24 protein-coding genes and 1 pseudogene are annotated in these 24,767 nt (G+C 71.5%); 13 read left to right on the plus strand and 12 right to left on the minus strand.

The window, feature by feature from the left end; translation table 11 throughout:
* Window positions 1-239 precede the first annotated feature (239 nt).
* Both AB0I49_RS33430 and AB0I49_RS33435 read left to right on the plus strand, forming a co-directional pair.
* Entirely contained in the window at window positions 240-578 is a 339-nt protein-coding gene (locus AB0I49_RS33430) for a metalloregulator ArsR/SmtB family transcription factor (protein ID WP_363230946.1), read from the plus strand.
* Entirely contained in the window at window positions 575-964 is a 390-nt protein-coding gene (locus AB0I49_RS33435; protein ID WP_363230947.1) for a VOC family protein, read from the plus strand. The genes AB0I49_RS33430 and AB0I49_RS33435 overlap by 4 nt, the downstream gene beginning before the upstream one ends.
* A 91-nt stretch (window positions 965-1,055) precedes the next feature.
* Here the strand turns inward: AB0I49_RS33435 and AB0I49_RS33440 are convergent, their stop codons facing one another.
* Window positions 1,056-1,514, minus strand: coding sequence for an Lrp/AsnC family transcriptional regulator (locus AB0I49_RS33440; RefSeq protein WP_363133444.1), 459 nt, complete (start codon window positions 1,512-1,514; stop codon window positions 1,056-1,058).
* Between the two features lie 63 nt (window positions 1,515-1,577).
* Between AB0I49_RS33440 and AB0I49_RS33445 the strand changes: the two genes are divergently transcribed.
* Together AB0I49_RS33445 and AB0I49_RS33450 are read left to right on the plus strand one after the other, a co-directional pair.
* Entirely contained in the window at window positions 1,578-2,597 is a 1,020-nt protein-coding gene (locus AB0I49_RS33445) for an AzlC family ABC transporter permease (protein ID WP_363230948.1), read from the plus strand.
* Complete coding sequence (locus tag AB0I49_RS33450; RefSeq protein WP_363230949.1) at window positions 2,590-2,919, plus strand: AzlD domain-containing protein; 330 nt, start codon at window positions 2,590-2,592, stop codon at window positions 2,917-2,919. Before AB0I49_RS33445 ends, AB0I49_RS33450 begins: the two co-directional genes overlap by 8 nt.
* A gap of 69 nt (window positions 2,920-2,988) precedes the next feature.
* On the opposite strand, the gene AB0I49_RS33455 is transcribed toward AB0I49_RS33450, so the two are convergent.
* Window positions 2,989-4,164 carry an NAD(P)/FAD-dependent oxidoreductase gene (locus tag AB0I49_RS33455; RefSeq protein WP_363230950.1) on the minus strand — a complete coding sequence of 392 codons (1,176 nt, stop codon included), beginning with the start codon at window positions 4,162-4,164 and terminating at the stop codon, window positions 2,989-2,991.
* A gap of 138 nt (window positions 4,165-4,302) precedes the next feature.
* Between AB0I49_RS33455 and AB0I49_RS33460 the strand changes: the two genes are divergently transcribed.
* Window positions 4,303-5,034 (plus strand): TetR family transcriptional regulator, encoded by a 732-nt coding sequence (locus AB0I49_RS33460; RefSeq protein ID WP_363230951.1) that lies wholly within the window; start codon window positions 4,303-4,305, stop codon window positions 5,032-5,034.
* Between the two features lie 66 nt (window positions 5,035-5,100).
* Here AB0I49_RS33460 and AB0I49_RS33465 read toward each other — a convergent pair whose 3' ends face one another.
* Window positions 5,101-5,388, minus strand: a complete 288-nt coding sequence (locus tag AB0I49_RS33465) for a hypothetical protein (protein WP_363230952.1) — start codon at window positions 5,386-5,388, stop codon at window positions 5,101-5,103.
* A 212-nt stretch (window positions 5,389-5,600) separates the two neighbouring features.
* On the opposite strand from AB0I49_RS33465, the gene AB0I49_RS33470 reads away from it, so the two are divergent.
* Window positions 5,601-6,020: an ATP-binding protein gene (locus AB0I49_RS33470; protein ID WP_363230953.1), complete on the plus strand. Its 420-nt coding sequence runs from the start codon at window positions 5,601-5,603 to the stop codon at window positions 6,018-6,020.
* A gap of 201 nt (window positions 6,021-6,221) precedes the next feature.
* Window positions 6,222-7,775 (plus strand): ABC transporter substrate-binding protein, encoded by a 1,554-nt coding sequence (locus AB0I49_RS33475; protein ID WP_363230954.1) that lies wholly within the window; start codon window positions 6,222-6,224, stop codon window positions 7,773-7,775.
* Between the two features lie 142 nt (window positions 7,776-7,917).
* Here the strand turns inward: AB0I49_RS33475 and AB0I49_RS33480 are convergent, their stop codons facing one another.
* Window positions 7,918-8,445 (minus strand): DapH/DapD/GlmU-related protein, encoded by a 528-nt coding sequence (locus AB0I49_RS33480; protein WP_363231011.1) that lies wholly within the window; start codon window positions 8,443-8,445, stop codon window positions 7,918-7,920.
* Window positions 8,446-8,559: 114 nt separating this feature from the next.
* On the opposite strand from AB0I49_RS33480, the pseudogene AB0I49_RS33485 reads away from it, so the two are divergent.
* Window positions 8,560-9,488 (plus strand): annotated as a pseudogene (locus AB0I49_RS33485) (LysR family transcriptional regulator).
* A 31-nt stretch (window positions 9,489-9,519) separates the two neighbouring features.
* On the opposite strand, the gene AB0I49_RS33490 reads toward AB0I49_RS33485, so the two are convergent.
* The 3 genes from AB0I49_RS33490 to AB0I49_RS33500 all read right to left on the minus strand — a co-directional run bounded on the left by AB0I49_RS33490 (window position 9,520) and on the right by AB0I49_RS33500 (window position 12,469).
* On the minus strand, window positions 9,520-11,445 hold the full coding sequence (locus AB0I49_RS33490) for a DUF4132 domain-containing protein (protein WP_363230955.1): 1,926 nt from the start codon (window positions 11,443-11,445) through the stop codon (window positions 9,520-9,522).
* Window positions 11,446-11,585: 140 nt separating this feature from the next.
* Window positions 11,586-12,380: an ATP-binding protein gene (locus AB0I49_RS33495; RefSeq protein WP_363230956.1), complete on the minus strand. Its 795-nt coding sequence runs from the start codon at window positions 12,378-12,380 to the stop codon at window positions 11,586-11,588.
* Complete coding sequence (locus AB0I49_RS33500; protein ID WP_037967594.1) at window positions 12,380-12,469, minus strand: hypothetical protein; 90 nt, start codon at window positions 12,467-12,469, stop codon at window positions 12,380-12,382. Before AB0I49_RS33500 ends, AB0I49_RS33495 begins: the two co-directional genes overlap by 1 nt.
* 390 nt (window positions 12,470-12,859) lie before the next feature.
* Here AB0I49_RS33500 and AB0I49_RS33505 point away from each other — a divergent pair, with 390 nt between their 5' ends.
* Window positions 12,860-13,597, plus strand: a complete 738-nt coding sequence (locus tag AB0I49_RS33505) for a PIG-L family deacetylase (protein WP_363230957.1) — start codon at window positions 12,860-12,862, stop codon at window positions 13,595-13,597.
* Window positions 13,598-13,758: 161 nt separating this feature from the next.
* Here AB0I49_RS33505 and AB0I49_RS33510 read toward each other — a convergent pair whose 3' ends face one another.
* The 5 genes from AB0I49_RS33510 to AB0I49_RS33530 form a co-directional block, all read right to left on the minus strand.
* Entirely contained in the window at window positions 13,759-14,541 is a 783-nt protein-coding gene (locus AB0I49_RS33510) for a succinate dehydrogenase iron-sulfur subunit (RefSeq protein ID WP_363230958.1), read from the minus strand.
* Window positions 14,541-16,295, minus strand: coding sequence for a succinate dehydrogenase flavoprotein subunit (sdhA, locus tag AB0I49_RS33515; protein WP_363230959.1), 1,755 nt, complete (start codon window positions 16,293-16,295; stop codon window positions 14,541-14,543). Before sdhA ends, AB0I49_RS33510 begins: the two co-directional genes overlap by 1 nt.
* A 23-nt stretch (window positions 16,296-16,318) precedes the next feature.
* Window positions 16,319-16,789, minus strand: a complete 471-nt coding sequence (locus AB0I49_RS33520; RefSeq protein ID WP_030893260.1) for a succinate dehydrogenase hydrophobic membrane anchor subunit — start codon at window positions 16,787-16,789, stop codon at window positions 16,319-16,321.
* A 1-nt stretch (window position 16,790) separates the two neighbouring features.
* Window positions 16,791-17,171: a succinate dehydrogenase, cytochrome b556 subunit gene (gene sdhC / locus AB0I49_RS33525; protein WP_363133459.1), complete on the minus strand. Its 381-nt coding sequence runs from the start codon at window positions 17,169-17,171 to the stop codon at window positions 16,791-16,793.
* 270 nt (window positions 17,172-17,441) lie between these two features.
* Complete coding sequence (locus tag AB0I49_RS33530) at window positions 17,442-17,981, minus strand: 2-oxo-4-hydroxy-4-carboxy-5-ureidoimidazoline decarboxylase (protein WP_363230960.1); 540 nt, start codon at window positions 17,979-17,981, stop codon at window positions 17,442-17,444.
* 295 nt (window positions 17,982-18,276) lie between these two features.
* Between AB0I49_RS33530 and AB0I49_RS33535 the strand changes: the two genes are divergently transcribed.
* The 4 genes from AB0I49_RS33535 to AB0I49_RS33550 all read left to right on the plus strand — a co-directional run bounded on the left by AB0I49_RS33535 (window position 18,277) and on the right by AB0I49_RS33550 (window position 24,672).
* Window positions 18,277-19,872 carry a glycoside hydrolase family 20 protein gene (locus tag AB0I49_RS33535; protein WP_363230961.1) on the plus strand — a complete coding sequence of 532 codons (1,596 nt, stop codon included), beginning with the start codon at window positions 18,277-18,279 and terminating at the stop codon, window positions 19,870-19,872.
* Between the two features lie 146 nt (window positions 19,873-20,018).
* A complete protein-coding gene (locus tag AB0I49_RS33540) occupies window positions 20,019-22,121 on the plus strand; it encodes a glycosyltransferase (protein WP_363230962.1) in 2,103 nt (700 codons plus the stop codon).
* A 271-nt stretch (window positions 22,122-22,392) separates the two neighbouring features.
* Complete coding sequence (locus tag AB0I49_RS33545) at window positions 22,393-22,968, plus strand: hypothetical protein (RefSeq protein ID WP_363230963.1); 576 nt, start codon at window positions 22,393-22,395, stop codon at window positions 22,966-22,968.
* Window positions 22,969-23,166: 198 nt separating this feature from the next.
* Complete coding sequence (locus AB0I49_RS33550; RefSeq protein ID WP_363230964.1) at window positions 23,167-24,672, plus strand: ATP-binding protein; 1,506 nt, start codon at window positions 23,167-23,169, stop codon at window positions 24,670-24,672.
* Window positions 24,673-24,767 lie beyond the last annotated feature (95 nt).

Below are 24,767 nucleotides of genomic sequence, written 5' to 3' on the forward strand. Positions count from 1 at the left end.
CATCGAAACCGCCGACCAGCACGACATCGGCGTCGACGCCAACGGCGTCTACATCGTCCTCAGCACCGGCGGCGTCATCAGCTCCCACGACTGACATCACGCAGCGCTACATAAAGCGGCCCTGCCGCCCCGGAAAAGGGGCGGCAGGGCCGCTGCCGATTCCGCGCCGGCCCGCAGCCACCGATTCCCCGGCCGCCCGTAACTTGATAGGCAAGTCATGACTTGCCTATGGTGAAGTCGTGACGGATGATGTCTTCAAGGCGCTGGCCGACCCCACCCGTCGGCGCATCCTTGACGAATTGGTGGAACGGGATGGCCAGACCCTGTTCGAGATATGCGCGCGGCTTATCACCAACCATGGTCTGGGAATGTCCCGCCAGGCGATAAGCCAGCACCTGGCCGTACTCGAATCCGCGGGTCTGGTCCATTCGCGGCGACAGGGCCGCTATAAGTTCCACGATCTGAACACCGAACCCCTTGAGTGCATCGTGACCCGATGGCTCCGGCCGGACGCACCCGATGCCACCAAGCCCCCCGACGGCCCCGATGCCACCGATGCACAGGAGAACACCCCATGAGGATCAATCTCACCAGCGTCTTCGTCGACGACCAGGACGTGGCCGAGCGCTTCTACACCGACGTGCTGGGCTTCGTCCTGAAGCACAATGTGCCGATCGGCGAGGACCGCTGGCTGACCGTGGTCTCGCCGGAGGAGCCAGAGGGGACCCAGCTGGTGCTGGAGCCCTCCGGCCATCCCGCCGTGCAGCCGTACAAGACGGCCCTGGTCCAGGACGGCATCCCGGCCACCGCTTTCGCCGTGGACGACGTGCGGGCGGAGTACGAGCGGCTTCGCGGCCTCGGCGTGCGCTTCACCCAGGAGCCGGCGGACATGGGGCCGGTCACCACCGCGGTCTTCGACGACACCTGCGGCAACCTGATCCAGATCATGCAGGGCGACATGTAGGGCTGTGGGGTCCGCCCGGCCCGGCGCACGCCTTCCGCGGGCCCGGCCCGTACGCGCGTATTCGCCCGCCCGCTGCTACGCATCTACGGGCCTACGGGTTCGTCTTGACCTCCTTCATCGTCAGGTGCGATTCGAGGCGCAGCACCGCCGGCAATCCGCTGAGTTTCCGCGTGAGGAACGCCTCGTACGCGGCGTGGTCCGCGACGGCCACGCGCAGGAAATAGTCCGGCCGCCCGTACATGCGGCGGAACTCTATGACCTCCTCGTACGAAGCCATGGTGGACTCGAATTCCTCGAAGCTCTTGCGGTCCTGGGCGTAGATCTCGACGGCGACCAGGACCTCCAGGCCGCGCCCGATGGCCTCCGGGTTGATGACGGCCCGGTATCCGGTGATGACGCCCGTCTCTTCCAGCCGCTTCACCCGCCGCAGGCAGGGCGGCGGCGTCAGGCCGACCCGCTTGGCCAGCTCGACGTTGGTCAGCCGCCCGTCCCGGCGCAGATGAAACAGAATTTCGCGATCCACGGCATCCAGGCTCACTTCATTGCTCACGGCGCCATTATAGAGCCGCAATACGCAACCAAATAAGGCGGAATTCTTCCTAGAATTTCGTCCATGCACACGAGCCCGTCCGTCACCGCGGATCCCCCGCGGCCCACGCCCACCGCACCAGCGGCGCCCCAGACTTACGCGCCTCGGCCGCCCGGATCAGAGGCGCTCGCCTCCCAGGCGTTCGCGGCGTTCAAGGACTCCGTGGGCGCGGGGCTGGGATTCGTCACGGTCGGGCTGGCCTTCGGCGCGCTGGTGACGCAGTCGGGCCTCCAGTGGTGGTGGGCGGGGCTGTCGGCGGCCCTCGCGTTCGGCGGCTCGTTCGAGTTCCTGCTCATCGGCCTCGTCACCGCCGTGGCCCCGCTCGCGACGATCGGCGTGTCCGCGTTCATGGTGAACGTACGGCACGTCTTCTACGCGCTGTCCTTCCCCCTGCACCGCATACCCGGCCGCGTCGGCAAGACGTACAGCACCTTCGCCCTGTGCGACGAGGCGTACGCGCTGGCCGCCGGGGAGCAGGCCCGCGACTGGACCGGCCGCCGCATCGTGTGCCTCCAGCTGTTCCTGCACATGTACTGGGTCGGCAGCGCGATCGCCGGCGCCCTGCTCGGCTCGCTCATCCCCAAGAGCGTCACCGGGCTGGACTTCGCCCTCACCGCGCTGTTCGCCGTCCTCGCCGTCGACGCCGTCCGCGATCTGCGCGGCGACGTGCCCACGCCCGTACTCGCCCTGCTCAGCGCCCTGGCCGCCCGGCTCCTCTTCCCCGGCGAGATGCTCCTGGCCGCCTTCGGCCTGTTCACGGCCGCCCTCCTGGCCCGCCACTTCGCCGTCAACAGGACCTCGGACGGCCAGAACGATTTGAACGGCCAGAACGACCAGAACGGCTTGAACGGTCAGCGTGACCAGGACGGCTTGAGCGGCCTGGACGGTACGGGGCCGACCACCGGCGGCGAACTGGGCGGCAGCACCACCCTCGCCGGCGGCGACCTGAGCACCGCCGTGCCCGGCACCACCCTCCCCGGCGCCACCCCGAAGAACGGCAGCAACCACAGCAACCACAGCAGCGGGAACCCGAACCATGCCTGACACGCGCTACGCCATCGCCGCCATCCTTGTCACCGCCGCCGTGACCTGGGGCCTGCGCGCCCTGCCCTTCGCCGCCCTCACCCCGCTGCGGGCCAGCAAGACCGTCCAGTACCTCAGCGCCCGCGTACCCGCCGGCGTCATGCTGATCCTGCTCGTCTACTGCCTGCGCGACATCCCGCTCACCCACGCGAGCAGCCTGGCCCCGCTCATCGCCCTGGCCGTCACCATCGGCCTGCACCTCTGGCGCCGCAACGCCCTGCTGAGCATCCTCTGCGGCACCGCCGTCCACGTGATCCTGGCCAGCACGGTCTTCGCCGCCTGAACCGCCGCGGACCGCCGGACCCTGCGACCTCGCCCGCCACCCGCTCCGAAGCCCGCCCGCGGCGACCGGCTACTCGCCACCCGCGAACATGTCGATCAGACTCCGCGGCGAGTCGTCGCCGAACATCAGCTCGTGGAGTTCCTCGCCCTCGGCGGAGATCTGCGCGCTGCGCGGGAACATGGCCTGCTCGTACGCGGCGAGCGCGGCCTCGACGTCGCCGGGGTGCGCGGCGAGGGCCAGGCCGAGTTCGGCGCCGTCCTGCATGGCGAGGTTGGCGCCCTCGCCGTTCGGGATCGAGAGGTGGGCGGCGTCGCCGACCAGGGTCACGCCCGGCGTCCGGTCCCAGCGGTGCCCGGTCGGCAGGGCGTGGAGCGGACGCAGTACGGGCGCGGTGTCGGCGTCGGTGATCAGCGCGGTGAGCTCCGGCGCCCAGCCCTCGAACTCCGCCGCGATCCGGGCGGTGGCCGCGCCGGAATCGGTGAAGTCGATGGCGGCGAACCATTCCTGCGGCCTGGACAGCGCCACATAGGTGTGCAGGGTGCCGCCGCTCTCGCGGTGGGCCTGGATGCCCTTGCCCGGTACGAGCGACAGCATCGCCCCGCCGCCGACCGCTGCCGCGGCGGCGGAGTGACGGCTGTCCGCGTCGAAGAGCCAGGTCTCGACGAACGAGGTTCCCGTGTACGCGGGCGTGGCGTCGGAGAGCAGCGGACGCACCCGTGACCAGGCGCCGTCCGCGCCGACCAGCAGGCGGGTCGTGAGGGCGGAGCCGTCGGCGAAGGTCACTTCGTGCCGGCCCCCGTCGAGGGCGCGGACCCCGGTGACCTTGCGGCCCCACTGGACGGCGCCGGCCGGGAGCGATTCGAGCAGGATGCGCCGCAGCTCGCCGCGCTGCACCTCGGGGCGTACGCCCGTACCGTCGTCGGGCTGGTCGAGCAGGACGCCGCCGTCCCGGTCGAGCATCCGCGTCGCCTGGCGGCCCTCCAGGATGATGCCGTGGAACTCGTCCATGAGGTCCGCCGCCTTGAGGGCGAGCTGTCCGTTGTAGTCGTGGATGTCGAGCATCCCGCCCTGCGTACGGGCCGCCGGGGACTCCTCCGCCTCGTAGACCGTGGCCGGGATGCCGTTGATGTGCAGGACGCGGGCCAGGACGAGCCCGCCGAGTCCGGCTCCGATGATCGTGACGTCGGCGGTCGCGCCGTCGGAGATTGTGACGCCGGAGGGTGTGCCGTCGGTGGTCGTGGCCATGGTGATGCTCCTTGTCTGCTGCGCAAGCCATCAGGAGCGACGCCCTGGAACGTCGTTCCAACTTTCATTTCAGAGTGGAACGCCATTCCAGAGTTGTCAAGCTGGAACGACGTTCCAGGCGTGTGTCAGGATGGACGCATGGCAACAAGGAAGCGTCGTGCGGAGCGACGAGAGGAACCGCTCTCCCGAGAGCGCATCGTCGAGGCCGCGATCGAACTCCTCGACGCGGCCGGCGAGGGCGGGCTCACGTTCCGCGCGCTGGCCGAGCGCCTGTCCACCGGCCCCGGCGCGATCTACTGGCACGTCTCGGGCAAGGAGGAACTCCTCACCGCCGCCGCCGATGCCGTCGTCGCCGCGGCCGTGGGCGCGGACCGTGTGAGCGCGCCCGACGCGGGTGACGGAGCCGCCGCCACGCCCCAGGAAGCGATCCGCGCCCTCGCGCTCGGCGTGTTCGACGCGATCGACGCCCACCCGTGGATCGGCGACGACCTCGCCCGCGCCCCGGCGCGGTCACCGATGCTGCGGGTCTTCGAGCGCCTCGGACGCCAGGTGCAGGCGCTCGGCGTGCCCCACGCCGCGCAGTTCACCGCCGTGTCCGCGCTGCACAACTACATCCTCGGCACGGGCGGGCAGAACGCGGCGAACGCCCGTGCGCACAAGGCGATCGAGCCGTACGAGGACCGGACCGCGTTCCTCGGCGCCGCCGCGGACGCGTGGGCGGACCTCGACCCCGACGAGTACCCGTTCACGCGCGGTATCGCCGACCAGATGCGTGGCCACGACGACCGGGCGGAGTTCCTCGCCGGGATCGACATCATCGTCGCCGGAATCACCGCCGACTGGACGCGGACGGCCCCGGCCTCGTCATAGTCGGGCCCAGGCTCCCGGCTCAGACCCCAGCAGGCTCAGCCCCCAGGACCCAGCCGCGCTCCTCCGTCAGACGGACTCGGTCTCTCGCGACGCCGTCTTCCGCCCGTCCGCGTCGCGGTCCGCGGCGCGGTGCGCGCGGACGCCGCGCAGCCCGAGAAGCCCGATCGCCGTCCCCAGCAGGAAGGAGACGATGGCGAGCGTCAGGTGCACCCAGAAGTACGCCGTGGGCTTGCCGTCGTCGAAGGCGAGCCCGCTCCCGTCCTTCCACAGGTTCTTGACGAAGGTCGTCCAGACCACCCAGGACCAGACACCGAAGGCGAGCAGGAACCAGGAGACGGGGCGGCTGAGCTTCATGGCGGTGTCCTCGGTCTCCTCTGCTGCGGGTGCGTGCCCTGCCAGTATCCGACCGGCTGCCTCGCGCTCTGCGCCGGGGTCGCGGCGTTTACACGCTGTAGCGAGGATTGGCCAAAACTCGCTCACGCTTTGCACGTGAAGTACCACACACAGCTCGCTTCGCCTTCAATCACATGTTCAATACGTGAGCGCGTCGGGCGGAGGGGGCACGTGTGGTGGGCTTACCGCGGCGGAATGCGTTCCGGCTGCCCCGGCGGCCGGCGTCGGTGGGGCTGGCCCGGCTGCGGGTGCGTGAGCACCTGGCGGCCTGGGGGCAGACCGGCGACGCCGTCGACACGGCCGCGCTGGTCGTCTCCGAACTCGCGACCAACGCGGTCCGGCACGGAGCCCTCGGGGACCGGGAGTTCGAGGTGGCCGTCACCGTACTCGACGACGGGTCGTGCTTCGTCGAGGTCACCGATTCCGGGCGAAGACCCCCGGTGCCGCGCGCCGTCGGCGACGAGGACGAGTCCGGGCGCGGGCTCCACCTGGTCGAGGCGCTCGCGGAGACCTGGGGGGTGTGGCACCGGGGAGGTCTCGGCAAGACCGTATGGGCGGTGCTGGGACCGCCGGCCGCAGCCGGATCGGGCTGACCGGGCCACGGCCGGAGCGTGACGATACCGGCCCACACCCGGCCCCGCACGACCGATGGTCGCACCCGGCCCCGCATGACCCAAGGCCACGGCCGGAACGGCATGATCCGTATAGGGAGCCGATCTTTTGCCCGATTCGCCTGCGCGCGTGCGATACCTGTGTTTGGGTGATGTGCATCACTGGGCGGAGGGGGCACGGGGATGCGTGGGGGCCGGTTATGGGCGAGTTTCATCTGCGCGGCCGTGGTGGCCGTGGGGGCGAGCGGCTGCCAACTCGTGTCGCCCGACAAGAAGGACAAGGGGCCGATCTCCGTCGGCACGACGGACACGATCACCTCGCTCGACCCGGCCGGCGCGTACGACGCGGGGTCCTGGGAACTGTTCAGCAACCTCTACCAGTCGCTGATGACCTTCACCTCCGGCTCCGACAAGCCCGTGCCCGACGCGGCCGAGCGCTGCGCCTTCCAGAGCTCGGGGTTACGGACGTACGTATGCGAGCTGCGCGACGGGCTCACCTTCGCCGACGGCCGTGAAGTGACGGCGGAGGACGTCAAATACTCCTTCGACCGCATCCGGCGCATCAAGTCGCCCCAGGGGCCCAGCCCGCTCCTGGCCACGCTCACCTCGGTGCAGGCGGCCGGCCGCAGGGTGATCTTCCACCTCGGCGTCCCCGACGCCACGTTCCCGTTCAAGATCGCCACCGGGGCCGGGTCGATCGTCGATCCCCGCCGCTACCCCGCCGGCCGGCTCCGCCCGGACAGCGCCGTGAGCGGCTCCGGGCCGTACGTGCTCAAGGAGTACGCGGCGGGCTCCACCGCCCGGCTGAAGCCCAACTCCCGCTACCGGGGCTCCATCGGGAGCGTCGGCGGCGACGTCACCGTGCGCTTCTTCTCCTCCCCGGCCAAGATGAGCCGGGCCTGGCGGGACCACACCGTGGACGTCGTGGCCCGGCAGATGCCGCCGACCGACCTCGCGGCGCTCTCGCCCGCCGACAACGACGTGCGGGTCATGGAGAACTCCGGGGCCGCCATCCGCTCCATGGTCTTCAACGTGCGCCCCGGCTCGCCGACGCACAACCGCGCCGTGCGGCAGGCCGTCGCCGCCGTCGTCGACCGCGAGGCCATCGCCCGCGACGTGCACCACCGCACCGTCGAACCGCTCTACTCCCTCATCCCGCGCGGCCTCACCGGCCACAGCACCCCCTTCTTCGACGCCTACCCGAAGCCCGACCCGGAGCGCGCCCGCAGACTCCTGCGGGACGCCGGGATCACGACCCCGGTCCACTTCGACCTCGCCTACTCGCAGGGCGCGGCCACCGGCGACGAGGCGGCGACGCTGCGCAGGCAACTGGAGGCCACCGGACTGTTCAAGGTCAGCGTCAAGTGGGTGGAGTGGAAGAAGTTCCAGGAGGGGTACGCCAAGGGGGAGTACGACGCCTACTGCGTCGGCTGGCTCGCCGACTTCCCCGACCCCGACACCTTCACCGCCCCGCTCGTCGGCGCGGACTCCTCCCTCCACTCCGGCTACCGCGATTCCCGCGTCGATCAGCTGATCCGCGACACCGAGCGCGAGGACCTGCGCGGCCGCACGGCGACGAACTTCCGGACCATTCAGAAGACCGTCGCCCAGGACGTGCCGATGCTGCCGCTGTGGCAGAAGAAAGACTACGTACTCAGCGGCAAGTCGATCTCCGGTACGCAGTACCTGTCGGACGGCACCAGCATCTGGCGGCTCTGGAAGCTCGGCAGGATCTGACGGGGCGTTAGGGCCGGGCTGGGAGGTCCCGCCGGGGAACACCGGTGCGCGGTATCGGATCGGTACCGGTATCGGTATCGGTGGAAGATCGCCTCCACAACGCGGCTGTCGCGCACCCGGGGCAGCAGTAGCCCGGCCGGGCTCAGTCGATCGTCTTGATCACTTGGGCGGGCACCCCCGCGACCATGGTGCCGGCGGGAACATCACGGGTGACGACCGCACCGGCGGCGACCACCGCACCGGCGCCGATGGTCACCCCCTGCGTGATCACGGCAGCCGTCCCGATCCATACGTCGTCCTCGATGACGATCGGGGCGAAGGAGAGGAACTCGCGGCGCTCGGCCAGCGGCAGCGGATGGCCTCCGGTGATGAGGCTGACCTTCGGCGCGATCATGACGCCGTTCCCGATACGGATGCCTCCCTTGTCCATGAAGGTGCACCCCTGGTTGACGAAGACGTTCTCCCCGAACGTCGTGTTCAGCCCGTGCTCGGTGAAGAACGGCGGGTAGATCACCACTGAGTCCGGCAGCGGGCCGCCGAACACAACGGAAAGTAGTTCCGCGCGGCCTTCGCTGTCGCTGAACGGAAGCACGTTCAGCCGGGACGTCGCATCGGTCACCTTCACGATCCGCTCCGCATGGCGCGCGAACTCGGCTGACTTGACCTGCATGACCTGCTCTGTACGGGTGGACATGCGCTGATCCCACCACCGCGCGGAACACTCGATCAAACAACCCCGCACCACCCCAGGCACAACCAATAGTGGTGAACGTACGGTGGAAGCGTGGATGTTGAAGCGCTGCGGACGTTCGTGACCGTCGCCGAGACCGGCCAGTTCCAGGCTGCGGCCGACGGCTGGGGGTCAGCCAGCAGGCGGTCTCCAAGCGGATCGCGGCCCTGGAGCGGCACTTCGAGGCCATGCTCCTGGTGCGGACCTCCCGAGGCTCCCGGCTGAGCCCGGACGGGCAGGTCCTCCTGCCGCACGCCAAGAAGGCGGTAGCGGCCGTCGAACAGGCCGAGCGGGCCGTGCGCCCCGGAAGCCGTCCCTTGCGCATCGACGTCCTCAACCGGCGCATCTTTCCGGCCCAGGCCGTCTACCGGTTCTACCGCTCCCACCCCGAGACGGAGCTGGACGCGGTCACGCTGAGCGCGGAGAACGCCGCCCAGGCAGCCCAGGCGGTGCTCGAAGGGACCGTCGACGCGTCCTTCCGTGCCCTGCCGGCGGACCAGGTCCCGGCAGGGATCAGCGCCGAACGGCTCCTGGACGCACCCCTGGAGCTCCTGGTCGGCCCCGGCCACCCGCTGGCTGACGCGCCCCAGGTCAGCCCCGCCGAACTGGCCGGTCACCGCATCTGGATCCCCGGGATCATGCCGGGCACGGAGTGGGCGGCGTTCTACGAGGCGCTGTCCGCGGCCTTCGGTCTGAGCATCGACGCGCTCGGCCCCCACTTCGGTGACGAGGCCCTGATGGACACGCTGGCGGACTCGGCCTCGCTGGCCACCCTTGTCGGCAGCGGGGACCGGTACCTGTGGCCCCAGACCCACGACCTGCGGCGCATCCCGCTGCACGACCCGACCCCGGTCTACCCGCACGTGCTGCTCTTCCGCAGCGGAGACCAGCACCCCGTGCTGACGGCGCTACGCGACTATCTGCGCACCGCAGGCCCGCGAACCCCGCACGACGTGTGGGTGCCGGACTGGGCAGACCGCTGACCACCCTGCCGAATGAGCGGACCCGCCCTGGTCACGAACCCGAACCCGAACCCGCAGACCTGAGCCGATCCGCGCCGACCGCCTGCGAGGGCACGGCCGTCCCCGAAGGCGCGGTTGCCTCTATGGGCACGGCCTCCGTCCCCGAAGGCGCTGCCGCCTCTACGGGTACGGCCTCCGCGCCCGCCACGAACAGCCCCACGTCGCGCATCGCCTCCGAGAAGGCGAGGGCCGGAACGTCCGCCGGGGCGACCGGAGTCCACGCCCCGCGCGGCCCCCGGCGACGCTCGAAGCGCACCGGCCCCGTCGCGCAGAGCACCGGCCCGCCGTCCCGGATCTCACCCCCGCCGACACCAGTGGCCCCGCCCCCGGACTCGTACGGAACCTCCTCCGGCCGCACCAGCTCCACCAGCAACTGCGCTCGCCAGAACTCCCCCTCGGTGCGGCGCAGTTCGCCCGGTCTGGGCAGGTCCCGCACCGCCTCGGTCCGTCGCCGCGCGTCGCCGTAGCCGAGCCGTCCGCCCGTCCAGCCGGCCTTCGCCATCAGCTCCTTGGCCGGTCCGTACCGCAGCAGGCGGCCCGCGAAGCGTACGGACTCGCCGGGGCTTTCCTCCTCCGCCCGGCCGGGGCGGCACGCGTCGCGGAAGATCTGCGGGAACGGCTGTCTCAGCTCGCGGTCCGCCGCCTCCTCGCGCCACACGCGCACTTCCTCGGCCCCGGCCCGTACGGGATGCCACAGCCGCAGCAGCGCGCCCTCCTCGACCCGGTCCGCCGTGCCGCCCGCACCCGCCAGCGCCCAGCCGCCGCCCGTACGCTCCGGGAACCCGGCGATCCACGCGCCGCCCGCGCCGTCGCTCGCCTCCCACAGCAGCGTACGGGCCGCGGCACCCGTCACCGGGTGGTCCAGGCAGCTCTCGGCCCACTCCTCGGCGGACCAGACCGTGCCCCCGGCCAGCTGCTCCGCGAGCCGGTCGCACTCGGCGGGCAGCAGCGTCCGCAGCCGCTTCAAGGCCGCGCGCAGCTCGGCCAGTTCCGCCCCGTACTCCGCGCGGAGCGCCTTCGGCGGGGACTTCAGCACCCGGCCCTCGGGCCCCCGGAAGGAGAGGTCGGCCTCGGTGGGGGAGACGGACAGCACGGCCGTGTACGGGCCGAGCTGCTCCTCCCGCATGCCGCGCGCGTCCAGCCCCACCGTGGGCACCGACCGCTCGCGCACCCGGCCCGGAGCGACGCCCCCGCGCGCGACGATGTCCTCCAGCGCCCGGTCCACGCCCTTGAGCACCGTGCGGTTGCGCACCCCTCCCCGGACCCGCTCCAACTCCCGTGCGGCCGGCTCCCCCAGCGCGCCGTCGAACGTACCGAGCACGGCGACGGCGGCCGTGGCGATCCGCCCATGGCGGCACCGACCGCCGGAACCGCCCAGTCCGGTCCCGGCGCGGAGAGCGACGGCTCCTATGAGGGCGACGATCCGATCGGGGTACGCGGCCCGGTCGGCGTGTCCGACGTGATCACCGCGCTCATTGCACTCGCCGCCCCCGGCGTCCGGCACACCGCCCCGTACGCCCCCGCCCGCGGCATCGCCATCGCCGTCGCCCCGTACGCTCTCGGCCGCCGCCCACAGCAGCCCCCGCACCAGCTCGCCGTTTCCCTCCCCGGCGATGCCCAGCGCCCCGGACCGCAGCGCGTGCTCCTCCTGGGCGGCGATGCCGCGCAGCAGTGCCTCCACGGCCTCACCGGCGCTCGGCGCCGCGCCCAGCAGCACGGCCGTCGTGCGCCGCCAGCGCCCGGTCGCCCGCCCGCCGCCGCCCGCCACGCGGCGACAGTGACCCAGCAGCGCCGCCACGCCCGGTGCGGCGAGCAGCGCCGGATGCGCGGCGCGCATCGCCGGTCCGTACGCGTCGCCGTCGTCGAGAATGTCCGGCGGCAGACCGCACGACACCACGCCCTCTTCGCCCACCGCCATGGCGCGCACCCCTCCCCGATCCCGCTCCCCGATCCCACCGGCCCCGTACAGAAGACGATAGGCGGCACCACTGACAACGCCGGTGCCGGGCCGGTTCCGGGCCCCCGCCGCCGGAACCGCCGCCGGAACCGGTGCCGGGGTCAGGCCGGTTCGGCGGCCGGGAGGGACAGGACCATCGTCAGGCCGCCGCCGGGGGTGTCCTCCGGTGTGAGCGTCCCGCCCATCGCCTCCGCCAGGCCGCGGGAGAGCGCGAGGCCCAGCCCCAGTCCGGTCGAGTTGTCGGTGTCGCCCAGCCGTTGGAAGGGCAGGAACGCCCCTTGCCGGGCCGCTCCGGTCAGCCCCGGCCCCCGGTCCGTGACCCGCAGCTCCACCCGGCCCGCGCGCGCCGCGGCGGCCACGGAGACGGGGCGGCCGGCGGGGGAGTGGCGCAGGGCGTTGGCCAGCAGATGCGCCAGTATCCGGGCCAGTTGCGCGGGGTCGGCGCGTACGGCCGGGGCGGCGGCCACGCCGCGTACGGTCACGCCGGCCGCGTCGGCGCCCGCGAAGCGGTTCAGCACGGCGGGCAGCACCTCGCTCCAGCCGGTCGGCTGCAGGCGCAGTCGCAGCATTCCGGTCTGGAGGCGGCTCATGTCCACGAGGTCGTCCACGAGCCGTCCCAGCCGGGCCAGCGACTCCTCGGTGGCGCTGAGGAGTTCGTCGCGCTCCTCGGCGCTGAAGTCCACGTCGCGGCTGCGCAGCGACCCGACCGCGGCCAGGGCGCCGGCGAGCGGTGTGCGCAGGTCGTGGCTGACGGCGGCGAGCATGGCGGTGCGCAGCTGGTCGGCGGCGTCCGGGGGCTGGTTGCGCGGTGGTCGGTTCTGCGGCGGCCGGGCCCGCGGCGGCCGGTCGCGTAACAACGGGTCGTGCGCCGGCCGCCCTGCGGGGCGTGCCGGCATCAGAACCGGTCCGGGAAGGCGCGCGCGAGGAGCAGGAGTCCGACCAGCACGGCCGCGATCACGAGACCGACGACGTTCTCTACAGTCACTGCGCACTCCATGCGTGAGGGTCAGGGGCCGGTGCGGGAAGCCGGCTTCCGTAGCGCATCGCGCGCCACTGCCTATAGGGACCCCTGTTGACGGCCCTCTGGCGCATATCGCGCACACCTTGACGCCAATTTGACGGGCTTTCGCCCGATGGGGCGAGGCGGGTGCGGGAAGAACGCTCAGAACAGCGGGACTCAGTCCCAACAACACCTTCAGTCCCACTGATTACCCGCTTACGCTCTGGTGGCGGAAGCGAGCGCCTGCTACGTTCTTTGGTCTGGACCTGGCCCGATGGCTCGACGCAAGGGCGGCACCCTCCCGTGCGGAACGTCGTGGTAGCTCCGACCCAATCCGCCCGCCCGCCCGCTCGCCCGAACACGCCGGAGTACCACGTGCCCAGCCCCTGGACCACCGTCGTCATATCCCCGCACTTCGACGACGCAGCCCTCTCCCTCGCCGGCCTGCTGCGCCGCCTCGACGGGCCCGCCGCGGTCGCCACCGTGCACGCCGCCGCGGCGCCGGCCGGCAGCGAACTCTCCTACTGGGACTCGGTCTGCGGCTTCACCTCGACCGCCGAGACCCACCGCGCCCGGCTCGCGGAGGACGCCCGCGCGTGCGCCCTGATGCGCGTCGACCAGGTGCTCCTGGACCACGCCGACGGCCCGTACCGCGACAGCGAGCCCCTGACCTCGCTGACGGACTTCCTCGCGGGCCTGCCGCTCACCACGCGCGTCCTGCTGCCCCTCGGCACCAACCAGCGCGACCACCGGGCCGTACGGGACCAGGGCCTCGCCGCCCTCGCGGCCCGCCCCGGCGCCGACGCCGCCGACGCGCTCCGCCCCTGGGTCTACGCGGACCTCCCCTACTCCGGCGCGGCGGACGAATGGGGCACCGACCAGGCGTCGGCCGCCCTGGAGCGCAGCGACCGCGGCAGCGCGTACCGCGACCTCAAGTCCCGGTACCGCCTCGACGTCGTACAGGACCTCCACCTCACCGAGGAGGAATGGATCGCCAAACGCGAGGCCGTCCTCTGCTACACCTCCCAACTCGCCCCGGTCGCCGTCGACCACAAGGCCTTCCTCCGCAGCCCCGGCCCCCTCCAGTCCGAACTGGTCTGGGAACTGAGCTAGCACCGCGGTACGGGGCCGGGAACCCCGCGCCCCACACTCAAAGGCCCCCACACTCAAGGGCCCCACGGCGAAAGGCCCCGCCCCCGTCCGAAGACAGGTGCGGGGCCTCAGTGCGCGGGCCTCGGCGCGTACGGAGCGGACTCCGAGCGGAGCTCAGTGGCTCAGAAGCGGCGCGTGATCAGGGCGCGCTTCACTTCCTGGATGGCCTTCGTGACCTCGATGCCGCGGGGGCACGCGTCGGTGCAGTTGAAGGTGGTGCGGCAGCGCCAGACGCCGTCCTTGTCGTTGAGGATCTCCAGGCGCTGCTCACCGCCCTCGTCGCGCGAGTCGAAGATGAAGCGGTGCGCGTTGACGATGGCCGCCGGGCCGAAGTACTGGCCGTCGTTCCAGAACACCGGGCACGAGGACGTGCACGCGGCGCACAGGATGCACTTGGTGGTGTCGTCGAAGCGCTCGCGGTCCTCGGCGCTCTGGTGGCGCTCGCGGGTCGGCTCGTTGCCCGTGGTGATCAGGAACGGCATGACGTCGCGGTACGCCTGGAAGAACGGCTCCATGTCGACCACGAGGTCCTTGAGGACCGTGAGGCCCTTGATGGCCTCGACTGTGATCGGCTTGTCCGGGTTTATGTCCTTGATCAGGGTCTTGCACGCGAGGCGGTTCTTGCCGTTGATGCGCATCGCGTCGGAGCCGCAGATGCCGTGCGCGCAGGAGCGCCGGAAGGTCAGTGTCCCGTCCAGCTCCCACTTGATCTTGTGGAGGGCGTCGAGGACCCGTTCCTTGGGGTCGATTTCGAGCTTGAAGTCCTCCCAGACCGCGTCCGCCGAGACCTCCGGGTTGAACCGGCGGATCCGGAAGGTGGCCGTGATCAGGTGGCCCTTGTCGGCCTCCAGCGCGTCCAAGGAGGCCGAATGCCCGTCGGCCTTGTCCATCGTGGGGGTGCTCATCAGTACTTACGCTCCATCGGCTGGTAGCGGGTCTGCACGACCGGCTTGTAGTCGAGGCGGATCGTCTCTTTGCCGGAGGAGTCCGTCTCGCGGTACGCCATGGTGTGCCGCATGAAGTTGACGTCGTCGCGGTTCGGGTAGTCCTCGCGGTAGTGACCGCCGCGCGACTCCTTGCGGGCCAGCGCCGATACGGCCATGACCTCGGCCAGGTCGAGCAGGTTGCCCAGCTCGATGGCCTCCAGCAGGTCGGTGTTGAACCGCTTGCCCTTGTCCTGCACGGACACGTTCTTGTACCGCTCGCGCAGCTCGCCGATGGTCTCCACGGCGGTCTTGATCGTCTGCTCGGTGCGGAACACCATCACGTTGGCGTCCATGCACTCCTGGAGCGCCTTGCGCAGCTCGGTGACGCGCTCGGTGCCCGTGGAGTCGCGCAGGGACTCGACCTGTGAGGCGACCAGCGAGGCCGGGTCCTCCGGCAGCTCGACGAAGTCGTTCTTCGCCGCGTACTCGGCGGCGGCGATGCCCGCCCGGCGGCCGAAGACATTGATGTCGAGCAGCGAGTTGGTGCCCAGCCGGTTCGCGCCGTGCACGGAGACGCAGGCGACCTCGCCGGCGGCGTACAGGCCCGGCACGACGGTGGTGTTGTCGGCCAGCACCTCGCCCTCGACGTTGGTCGGGATGCCGCCCATGGCGTAGTGCGCGGTCGGCTGGATCGGGATCGGGTCCGTGTACGGCTCGATGCCCAGGTACGTCCGCGCGAACTCGGTGATGTCCGGCAGCTTGGCGTCCAGCTGCTCCGGCGGCAGGTGGGTCAGGTCCAGGTAGACGTGGTCGCCGTCGGGGCCGCAGCCGCGGCCCTCGCGGATCTCCGTGTAGATGGAGCGGGAGACCACGTCGCGCGAGGCGAGGTCCTTCATGACGGGCGCGTACTTCTCCATGAAGCGCTCGCCGTCCTTGTTGCGGAGGATGCCGCCCTCGCCGCGCGCGCCCTCCGTCAGGAGGATGCCCATCCGCCAGATGCCTGTCGGGTGGAACTGGAAGAACTCCATGTCCTCCAGCGGCAGCCCGCGCCGGTACGCGGCGGCCTGGCCGTCACCGGTCAGGGTGTGCGCGTTGGAGGTCACCTTGAAGAACTTGCCGGTGCCGCCGGAGGCGAAGATGATCGCCTTCGCCTGGAAGACGTGGATCTCGCCGGTCGCCAGCTCGTACGCGACGACGCCGGCGGCCTTCTTGACCCCGTCCACGTCCTGGAGCAGCAGGTCCAGGACGTAGAACTCGTTGTAGAACTCCACGCCCTCCTTGACGCAGTTCTGGTACAGCGTCTGGAGGATCATGTGGCCGGTGCGGTCCGAGGCGTAGCAGGACCGGCGGACGGGGGCCTCGCCGTGGTTGCGGCTGTGGCCGCCGAAGCGTCGCTGGTCGATGGTGCCGTCGGGCGTCCGGTTGAACGGCAGGCCCATCCGCTCCAGGTCGAGGACCGAGTCGATGGCCTCCTTCGCCAGGATCTCGGCGGCGTCCTGGTCGACCAGGTAGTCGCCGCCCTTGATCGTGTCGAAGGTGTGCCACTCCCAGTTGTCCTCCTCGACGTTGGCGAGGGCGGCGGCCATGCCGCCCTGCGCCGCGCCGGTGTGGGAGCGGGTCGGGTAGAGCTTGGTCAGCACGGCGGTGCGGCTGCGCTTCGTCGACTCGATGGCCGCGCGCATGCCGGCGCCGCCTGCGCCGACGATCACGGTGTCGTACTTGTGAATCTTCATGGGTTAAGCCTCGGTCCCGGGGTCTACTGGATGTTCGGGTCGAAGGTGAAGATCACCAGCGTGCCCAGAAGGACGGTGAACACCGTGGCGGTGTACAGCAGCATCTTCAGCCAGAAGCGGGTGTTGTCCCGCTGCGCGTAGTCGTTGATGACCGTGCGCAGGCCGTTGGCGCCGTGCAGCATCGCCAGCCACAGCATCGTGAGGTCCCACACCTGCCAGAACGGCGAGGCCCAGCGGCCGGCGACGAACGCGAAGCCGATCTTGGAGACACCGCCGTCCAGGACGAGCTGGATCAGCAGGTGGCCGAGGACGAGGACGACCAGCACGATGCCGGACAGGCGCATGAAGAGCCAGCCGTACATCTCGAAGTTGGTGCGGGTCGACTTGGGGGTCTTCTTGGTACGCGCGCGGGGCGGCTCGATCACCGGAGCCGGGTGGTCCGCGTCGTACAGCGACACGGAGTCGTGCGGCGTTGTGGTCTCTGCGGAGGACATCTCAGCTCCCGAACAGCGTGCGCAGGGTGTGCTGCAGCACGGGGTAGAAAGCGCCGGCCATCAGCACGACCCAGACGCCGACGACGGTCCAGAGCAGCTGCTTCTGGTACTTCGGGCCCTTCGACCAGAAATCCACGGCGATGACCCGCAGGCCGTTGAGCGCGTGGAAGAGGATGGCGGCCACCAGGCCGTACTCCATCACGTTGACGATGGGCGTCTTGTACGTCGCTACGACGTCGTCGTACGCCTGGGGAGAGACGCGGACGAGAGCGGTGTCGAGGACGTGCACGAACAGGAAGAAGAAAATGAGGACGCCAGTGACTCGATGAGCCACCCAGGACCACATGCCTTCCCGGCCGCGGTACAGCGTTCCAGCCGGCACTGAAAACCCTCCGGGAGCGGGGATTGGGGGCTGCCGCCAGCTTCTAACAGGTGAGAGGAACACTGTCGGTCGGGCCCGGCCGGGTACGGTCCACCGGCCCTGGCCATCGTAGCGACGACGTGTCGGTTCGTTCGCCCGGGGTCCTTAGGTGTGATCAAACAGGCACGTACGGCCTACGCGGGAGGGGCGCGGGCCGCCCTGAAGGCCCGGTTTCGGGGCGTATGTTCGTACGGGCGTTCGAGGCGGGGCGGTCCGCGCGCGGCGCGCCGCTCACGCTCCCGGGCACCCCTGCGCGTCCGGTACGGGCGCGGCCTCCGTGACGAGCCGGGCCAGCCGGCCGCGGGCGAGTCGCCGCGTCTCGTCGGCGGTGACGGCGCGCTCCTCGTCGGGCTCGTGGGTGAGCCGGACGCGGATGGCGGCGAGCACCTGGCCCAGCGCCTCCTCCGGCGCGAAACTGTCCAGGCAGATCACGAAGACATGGCCGAATTTGCTCTCGTACGCGGCGTGCGCGGCCCGTAGCGCGGTGTATGCGGCGAGGGTGCCCGGACCCGGCGGGCCGGCCGGGTCGCCGCTGTCGGCGGCCAGCGGCGGGTGGTGCGCGGCCTGCTCGCCCGCGAGCGCCTCGGCGAGATCCGCGGGGGTGAGGTCGTAGGCGGCCTCGTCGGCGGCGGCGAGCAGCGCGTCCAGGTCGGGGTAGGGGCGGTGGGCCGCGATCCGCTCGATCCACCGGCGGCTGCCGCAGCAGGCGCGCAGGGCTTCCTCGGCCGCTCGGGGTGCGGCGGAGTTGAGTCGGTCGAGGCCGTGGTGCATGAAATCCTCGGGCTGGGTCGGGCGAGCGGGGCGGGAGGCCGCGGAGCGGCTGAGCGGCCATGGGGCAAAGGGATAGGGGTGGGGAAGGCGTGAAGGGGGAGGCGCGGGGGATTGAGTCGTCACCGTAGCGATGCAACTCGGCCACTGTCCGACGGATGCACGAATTTCACCCGGACGTGAGGCGCTACGGGCGCGTAACTGACGGCTGAAGGGGCAACACCCCATACCTTCGCCCCGGAATCATGCGAATCACACCGATCATCCAGAGTCACCCCTGATCAGGAGGAAATGCGCCATGCGGTTGCCCCGCAGCATCAGCCGGACAGCGGTCGTACGGGCCGCCGTCGCGGGCGCCGTCGTGGTCGTGGCCGTCATCATCGGCTTCCTCGTATGGCCGAAGGACGACGGTTCCAGCACCCCCGGTGCGCCGTCCCACAGCCCCACGCCCACCCCCGCCCCCACCGGCCCGCTCTCCAAGCCGCCCCGCACCATCCCCGCCGTACGGGACTTCGACGCCGCCCGCGGCCCCGGCTGGCGGCCCTCGCACACCGCCCGCGTCATCGCCGACCCGAGCGGCCCGCTCGCCGAAACGGCCCGCCTCCTCGCCCGCGACCTCGACCTGAAGACCGCCTCCGGCCCCGCCCGCCGCGGCGACGTCGAGCTCCGCCTCGGCCACGGCGACGGCCCCGAGTCGTACACCATGACCACCCGCGACGGCCGCGTGACGATCACCGGCGCCGACGGGGCCGGAGCCTTCTACGGCACCCGCACCGTCGTACAGGCCGTGCGTTCCGGCGGACAGGTGCCCGAGGGGACCGTCCGGGACCGCCCCGACCGCCCCCAGCGCGGCCTCAACCTCGACATCGCCCGCAAGTTCTTCGACGCCGACTGGATCGAGGCCCGCCTCCGCGAGATGGCCGACCTCAAACTCAACCAGCTCTGCCTGCACTTCTCCGACGACCAGGGCTTCCGCATCGAGAGCAGCAGCCACCCCGAGATCGTCTCCGACCAGCACCTCACCAAGGCCCAGCTGCGCCACATCACCGACCTCGCCGCCGGCCTGCACATCGAGGTCATCCCCGAGATCGACTCGCCCGGCCACCTCGGCGCGGTCTTCAAGGCCCACCCCGGCCTCGAACTCCGCAACGCTTCCGGCCGCCCCGCGCGCGGCGCCGCGGACATCTCCGACAAGAAGGCCGCCCAGATCGTCGACGACCTGCTGCGCGAGTACGCCCCGCTCTTCCCCGGTCCGTACACGCACCTCGGCGGCGACGAGTACCTCGCCCTCATGGCCGACGACCCCGAGAGCTCCTACCCCGGTCTCGCGGAGAGCGCCCGCGAGAAGTACGGGCCCGAGGCCAAGGTCCAGGACCTGGCGACGGGGTGGCTCAACGACCGGGCGGCGACGGTGCGTTCCCTCGGCGGCAAGGCCAAGGTGTGGAACGACGGCGTCCACGCCGGCGGCGTCGTCGCCGCCGACAAGAACCGCGAGATCGAGTACTGGACCGGCACCGAGCTCGGCGCCCGCGACCCGCTGGAGTACCTGAAGGAGGGCCGCAAACTCGTCAACCTCAACGACGAGTTCCTCTACTACGTGCTCGGCCAGCCCAACCAGTTCCGCTACCCCACCGGGCAGCGGATCTACGAGCAGTGGACCCCCGCCGTGCTGCGCGGCACCAAGCCCGTACCCGCCTCCCTCGCCGGACCGGACCGCGTACTCGGCGGCCGGCTGGCGATCTGGGGCGACATCCCCGGCGCCCAGACCACCGAGCAGGTCGCGCGCGGCATCCGGCTGCCGCTGCGGGCCGTGGCCCAGAAGCTGTGGGACCCGCGCCGGCCCCGCCTGTCCTGGAAGGAGTTCACGGCGCTGGCCGACCGCGTGGAGCGCTGACGGCGCGGTACCCGGCAGTAGGCCCCCGGACGGCGCCGCGCCACAGGAAGGCTTGTCAGTATGGGGGACAACCATTGCCGATGCTCACGCATCTAGCCACGGCGGAGTGCGCGTTCGCGCTCCCGCGCACCTGAACGAGGGCCCCGATGAAGATCGAATTCCTGATCCACAACGCGTACGGAATCGGCGGCACGATCCGCTCGACCGTCAACCTCGCCGCAGCACTCGCTGACCGGCACGACGTCCGCATCACGAGCGTCAACCGCCCGGCGGACGCCCCCGAGCTGACGATCGATCCGCGCGTCCCCGTCACCCCCCTCGTCGACCTGCGCGAGGGCGCCGACACCGACGAGTACGCCGACCCGCTCAACCAGCGGCCCAGCGCCCTCTTCCGGGACGAGCGGATCGACAACGGGCGGATGGCCGCCACCGCCCTGACCGACCAGCGCGTCGCCGCGCACCTCGCCGCCACCGACGCCGACGCCGTCATCGCCACCCGCCCCAAGCTCATCGGCTACCTCGCCGAATACGGCAGCGACCGCTACCTCCGGCTCGGCCAGGAACACCTCACCCACGAGGCGCACGTACCCGAGCTGCACGAGGTGATGGACCCCGCCATCGCCGCCCTCGACGCGTTCGCCACCGTCTCCGAGGCCGACGCCGGGCACTACCGGGACGCCCTCCCCGACGCCCGCGCGCGCATCCTGTGCATCCCCAACGCCGTGCCCGCCCCCGCCGCCGCCCCCGCCGACCTCGGCGCCGGCTCCACCAACACCATCGTCTCCGCCGGCCGCCTCGTCGCCGTCAAGCGCTACGACCGGCTCATCGCCGCCTTCGCCAAGGTCGCCGCCGACCGACCCGACTGGAACCTGCGGATCTACGGCCGCGGCCCCGCCAAGGCCAAGCTGCGCAAGCAGATCGAGCGGCTCGGGCTGTACGAGCGGGTCCTGCTGATGGGCGCCCGCTCGCCCATCGAGACCGAGTGGGCCAAGGGCTCCATCGCCGCCGTCGCCTCCGACGCCGAGTCCTTCGGCATGACCATCGTCGAGGCCATGCACGCGGGCCTGCCCGTCGTCGCCACCGACTGCCCGTACGGCCCGCGCGAGATCCTCACCGACGGCACCGACGGCCTCCTCGTCCCCCTCGACGACTCCGACGCCGTCGACGCCTACGCCGACGCCCTCCTGAGACTCACCGGCGACGCCGAACTCCGTCGCACGCTGGGCGCCGCCGCCCGCCGCACCGCCCACCGCTACGAGCCGTCCACCATCGCCGGCCGCTACGAGCAGCTCTTCGAGGAGCTGCGCCCCGGCTGCACCACCGCCGCCCCGGCCAAGGGCGGGCTGCTGCGCGGCCTGTTCGGAGGCGGCAAGTCGGGGGCCAAACCGGCCGGAAAGAAGAAGGCGGCCCCCGCCCACAGCCCCGCCGACGCGAACCCCGGCGCGCGCTGCGCCGTCGAGAGCGACGGCACCCTGACCGTCTCCCTCCGCTCCGAACAGCTCACCGCCGCCGACTCCCACCTCCTGCTCCGCCACCGCGGCACCAAGGGCAAGGAGTCCCTGCGCGTCGAGCTCCCCAAGCGCCGGCTGCCCGGCGAGCGCGTCGAGGTCCGCGTCGAGCGCTCGGCGCACACCATGACCGAGGGCCGCTGGGACAGCTACGTGGAGCGCTCCGGCGACAAGACCCGCCGTCGCCTGACGGCCGAACTCGTCGAGCAGAAGCGCCTGCTGAACCTCCCCCTCACCGAGACCGGCGACGGCGTCGGCCACTGGGTCCCGTACGAGACGAGCGACGGCTTCCTGGCCGTACGCACCTGGCAGCGCGCCGTGCACGCCGAGGCCGCCGAGGTCCTGGTCGGGGACGACGGCATCACGGTCTCCGTCGACGTCGGCCCCGCCCTCGGCGGCAAGCGGCTCGGCGACGGCGCGGAGCTGGTCGCCCGGCTGCGCGGCGGCGACGGCTCCGTCGGGGACGTGCGCGCGCCGATCGAGAACCACGGCGGCTGCCTGCCGTACGAGCCGATGGCCCAGCGGCACGGCGCCGAGGCCGACCTGTGGGACCTGTGGGTACGCCCGTCGAAGGGCGCCGAACTGGTCCGCGTCGGCCGCATCCGCGGGGACTTCGCGGACCGCAAGGGCATCGACACCTTCCCCGCCGCCGCCCGCGGCGAGGTCCGGCTGCGCCCGTACTTCACCGTCACCAACGACCTGACTGTCTCGGTGAAGGACGCCGCCGACGAAACGGCGTGAACGGGATCGGTTCGGGGAGGGCCGGACGCCGGTGCGGCGTCCGGCCCTCCGGCCCGTCCGGCCCCACGGCGGCGAACTTCGACGGGAGCGGCGGCAACTCGCCGGGTGCGGCGGCAAGATGGACGGGCGCCGCCGACCGCCGGTGCGCCTCCGGGACGCGGCGGGGCACGTGCGGCCGGGCGGACGGCGGAGGGGTCGGCGGCCGAGGTGCGACGTCCCCGTGAGGCCGTGCGCCGCAAGGCCGAGAGCCGTGTGATCAAAGGAGATCAGGATGGGCTTCTGGGGCTACTTCGTCGTCGGCCGAAGCGAACGAGGGCTCGTCGAATGCGCCGTCTTCGACGAGAGCCACGACCACCTGGAGCTCACCGACGCCTTCGCGGACGGCTGGCAGCTGTGGCAGCACCCGCCCGAGCCCGAACTCGGCGACATCGACTCGCTCGTACGGGGCCTCACGAAGGAGACCGGCGCCCCCGCCCTCGCCGCGTACGTCCTGGACAGCGAGTGCGCGGTCGTCGCGGCGGCCAGCCCGTCCGGCGGCTCCTGGTCGGCGTGCCTGGGCCGCGCGACCATGGCCCGCTATATGGAACAGAGCGAGATGGATATCGGCGAACTGTTCCTCACCCCGCGCGACGCCGCCTCCCAGGGCGTCGCCTGGGCCGCCGCCGCGGGCCGCATCGCCCACGCCGGCGCCCTCGCGCGAGTACTGGCGGCCGAGCCCGAACCGTTCGTGGAGAACCTCTTCTACGACCTCCTCGCCGAACTCGGCATCGAGGACGAGACCGACACCGACGCCCCCGACCGGAGGCACGGCCGCGATCAGGGCCGCGATCACGGCCACGAGAGCTGACCGCCGGAGGGAGGGAGGGACGGCCGGGGCCGCCACTCCTGACCCGACTCAGCCGGAAGACGCCTCTGAGCAGGTATTTCGTCTGCTCGGAGGCCCTTCTCGCTTGAGCTGATCGCAAATCCGTGCATACCCACTACTGCGATTTCCGTCGAAGTACACTTAGACGGAATCCGTCGCAGTCGATGTGCGGGAGCGCGAGTGAAGGAAAGCCTGCCGGCCAAGCCGGACGATGTGGTCGACCGGGACCGCGAGTGGGGTCTGCTCGCGGAGTTCCTCACCGACCCGGACCCGGCCATGCGCCTGGGCATCGTGTCGGGGCGGCGCAGGCATGGGAAGTCATACCTTCTGCAGGCGCTGTCCGAGCAGGTCGGCGGCCTCTACGTCACAGCGGTCCGGGAGGAGGGACGGCTGCCCGCGATCCGGCGATTCAGTGACGCGGTCGCGGCCCACGCCGGCCTGCGGCCGGGCAGTCTGCGCCTGACCGACTGGCGTGACGTCCTGTCCAACGCCCTCGACGTGACCGCCCGTTCGCCCCGTCCGCTCCTGGTGATCGACGAGTTGCCCTACCTGCTCCAGCACTCCCCGGAGATCCCGGGACTGCTGCAACAGCTCTATGACGAGCGCCAGCGGGGCGCCCGGCCCGGCGCCGGGCCGGGGCCACGGCTGATCCTGTGCGGCTCCGCGATGAGCGTCATGCACGAACTGCTCTCCGGAACCAAGCCGCTGCGGGGACGTGCCGTGGTCGATCTGCGGCTGGGCGCCTTCGACTACCGGGACAGCCGGACCTTCTGGCAGATCGCCGACCCCCTGACCGCGCTGAAGGTGCACGCGGTTCTGGGCGGGGCCCCCGGCTACCGGCCGGTGGCCGCCCGACCGCACCCGGACGACGGCTTCGACACCTGGCTGACCCGGACGCTGCTCGATCCGGGGCGGGCGGTGTACTCACGTACCGAGACCGAATACCTGCTGCGCGAAGACCCGAGGATCACGCAGCACACGCTGTACTACGACATCCTCACCGCGATCGCGCGAGGCGCCACCACCCCCAGCAAGATCGGCGCCGCCCTGGAGCGCCCGCGCAACGCCGTCGCCCACCCGCTCGGAGTGCTGGAATCCACCGGCTACATCCGCCGGGAACAGGACATCCTCCGCACCAGGCACCCGGTCATCACCCTCACCGACCCCGTGATCCGCTTCAACCAGCTGATCACCCTTCCGCAGGCCGCCGCCGTGGAGCAGGGCTTCGCCGAGCAGGTGTGGCAGCAGGCCGCCCCGACCTTCAACTCCAAGATCCTCGGGCCGCACTTCGAGGACCTCTCCCGCGACTTCACCCGCCGCTACGCCCACACCCTGCTGCCCGGCGGGCTGCCCGGCCCGGTCGGCACCACCGAGGTCGCCGACCAGGCCGCCAGGACCAAGCACGAGGTCGATGTCATCGCCCTGGCCGCGGGCGAGCGCCCGCAGGCTCCCCACGCGAAGATCGCGCTGCTGGGCGAGGCCAAGGCGACGGCCGCCCGCCGTGGAACCGGCGACCTGGAGCGCTTGGAACACATCCGTGCCCTGCTCTCGGCCCAGGGCTACGACACCACCGCCACCACCCTGGCCCTGTACTCCCTGCACGGCTTCTACCCCGACCTGGTCGACCTGGCCGACCGCCGCGACGACCTTCTCCTGGTCGACCTGCCCGCCTTCTACAACAGTTGACGCCCAGAGCGCGGGCAGTGCCGGTGCGCGAACCAGGAGGATCAGGGGAAAGGGAAGAGGGAGGGACGGCCGGGGCCGCCACCCCCCACAGGAGA

Origin of the sequence: Streptomyces sp. NPDC050617 (assembly GCF_040654795.1) — a bacterium.
Taxonomy (GTDB): domain Bacteria; phylum Actinomycetota; class Actinomycetes; order Streptomycetales; family Streptomycetaceae; genus Streptomyces.

What these genes read in the sequence shown, in the direction of transcription:
- AB0I49_RS33530 (WP_363230960.1), bottom strand. Translation starts at nt 17,981, where the DNA reads ATGCACCACGGCCTCGACCGACTCAACTCCGCCGCACCCCGAGCGGCC.
- AB0I49_RS33490 (WP_363230955.1), bottom strand. Translation starts at nt 11,445, where the DNA reads ATGGCGGTGGGCGAAGAGGGCGTGGTGTCGTGCGGTCTGCCGCCGGAC.
- AB0I49_RS33480 (WP_363231011.1), bottom strand. Translation starts at nt 8,445, where the DNA reads ATGCAGGTCAAGTCAGCCGAGTTCGCGCGCCATGCGGAGCGGATCGTG.
- AB0I49_RS33475 (WP_363230954.1), top strand. Translation starts at nt 6,222, where the DNA reads ATGCGTGGGGGCCGGTTATGGGCGAGTTTCATCTGCGCGGCCGTGGTG.
- AB0I49_RS33445 (WP_363230948.1), top strand. Translation starts at nt 1,578, where the DNA reads ATGCACACGAGCCCGTCCGTCACCGCGGATCCCCCGCGGCCCACGCCC.
- AB0I49_RS33510 (WP_363230958.1), bottom strand. Translation starts at nt 14,541, where the DNA reads ATGAGCACCCCCACGATGGACAAGGCCGACGGGCATTCGGCCTCCTTG.
- AB0I49_RS33540 (WP_363230962.1), top strand. Translation starts at nt 20,019, where the DNA reads ATGAAGATCGAATTCCTGATCCACAACGCGTACGGAATCGGCGGCACG.
- AB0I49_RS33460 (WP_363230951.1), top strand. Translation starts at nt 4,303, where the DNA reads ATGGCAACAAGGAAGCGTCGTGCGGAGCGACGAGAGGAACCGCTCTCC.
- AB0I49_RS33455 (WP_363230950.1), bottom strand. Translation starts at nt 4,164, where the DNA reads ATGGCCACGACCACCGACGGCACACCCTCCGGCGTCACAATCTCCGAC.
- AB0I49_RS33465 (WP_363230952.1), bottom strand. Translation starts at nt 5,388, where the DNA reads ATGAAGCTCAGCCGCCCCGTCTCCTGGTTCCTGCTCGCCTTCGGTGTC.
- AB0I49_RS33520 (WP_030893260.1), bottom strand. Translation starts at nt 16,789, where the DNA reads ATGTCCTCCGCAGAGACCACAACGCCGCACGACTCCGTGTCGCTGTAC.
- AB0I49_RS33435 (WP_363230947.1), top strand. Translation starts at nt 575, where the DNA reads ATGAGGATCAATCTCACCAGCGTCTTCGTCGACGACCAGGACGTGGCC.
- sdhA (WP_363230959.1), bottom strand. Translation starts at nt 16,295, where the DNA reads ATGAAGATTCACAAGTACGACACCGTGATCGTCGGCGCAGGCGGCGCC.
- AB0I49_RS33545 (WP_363230963.1), top strand. Translation starts at nt 22,393, where the DNA reads ATGGGCTTCTGGGGCTACTTCGTCGTCGGCCGAAGCGAACGAGGGCTC.
- AB0I49_RS33450 (WP_363230949.1), top strand. Translation starts at nt 2,590, where the DNA reads ATGCCTGACACGCGCTACGCCATCGCCGCCATCCTTGTCACCGCCGCC.
- AB0I49_RS33495 (WP_363230956.1), bottom strand. Translation starts at nt 12,380, where the DNA reads ATGCCGGCACGCCCCGCAGGGCGGCCGGCGCACGACCCGTTGTTACGC.
- AB0I49_RS33535 (WP_363230961.1), top strand. Translation starts at nt 18,277, where the DNA reads ATGCGGTTGCCCCGCAGCATCAGCCGGACAGCGGTCGTACGGGCCGCC.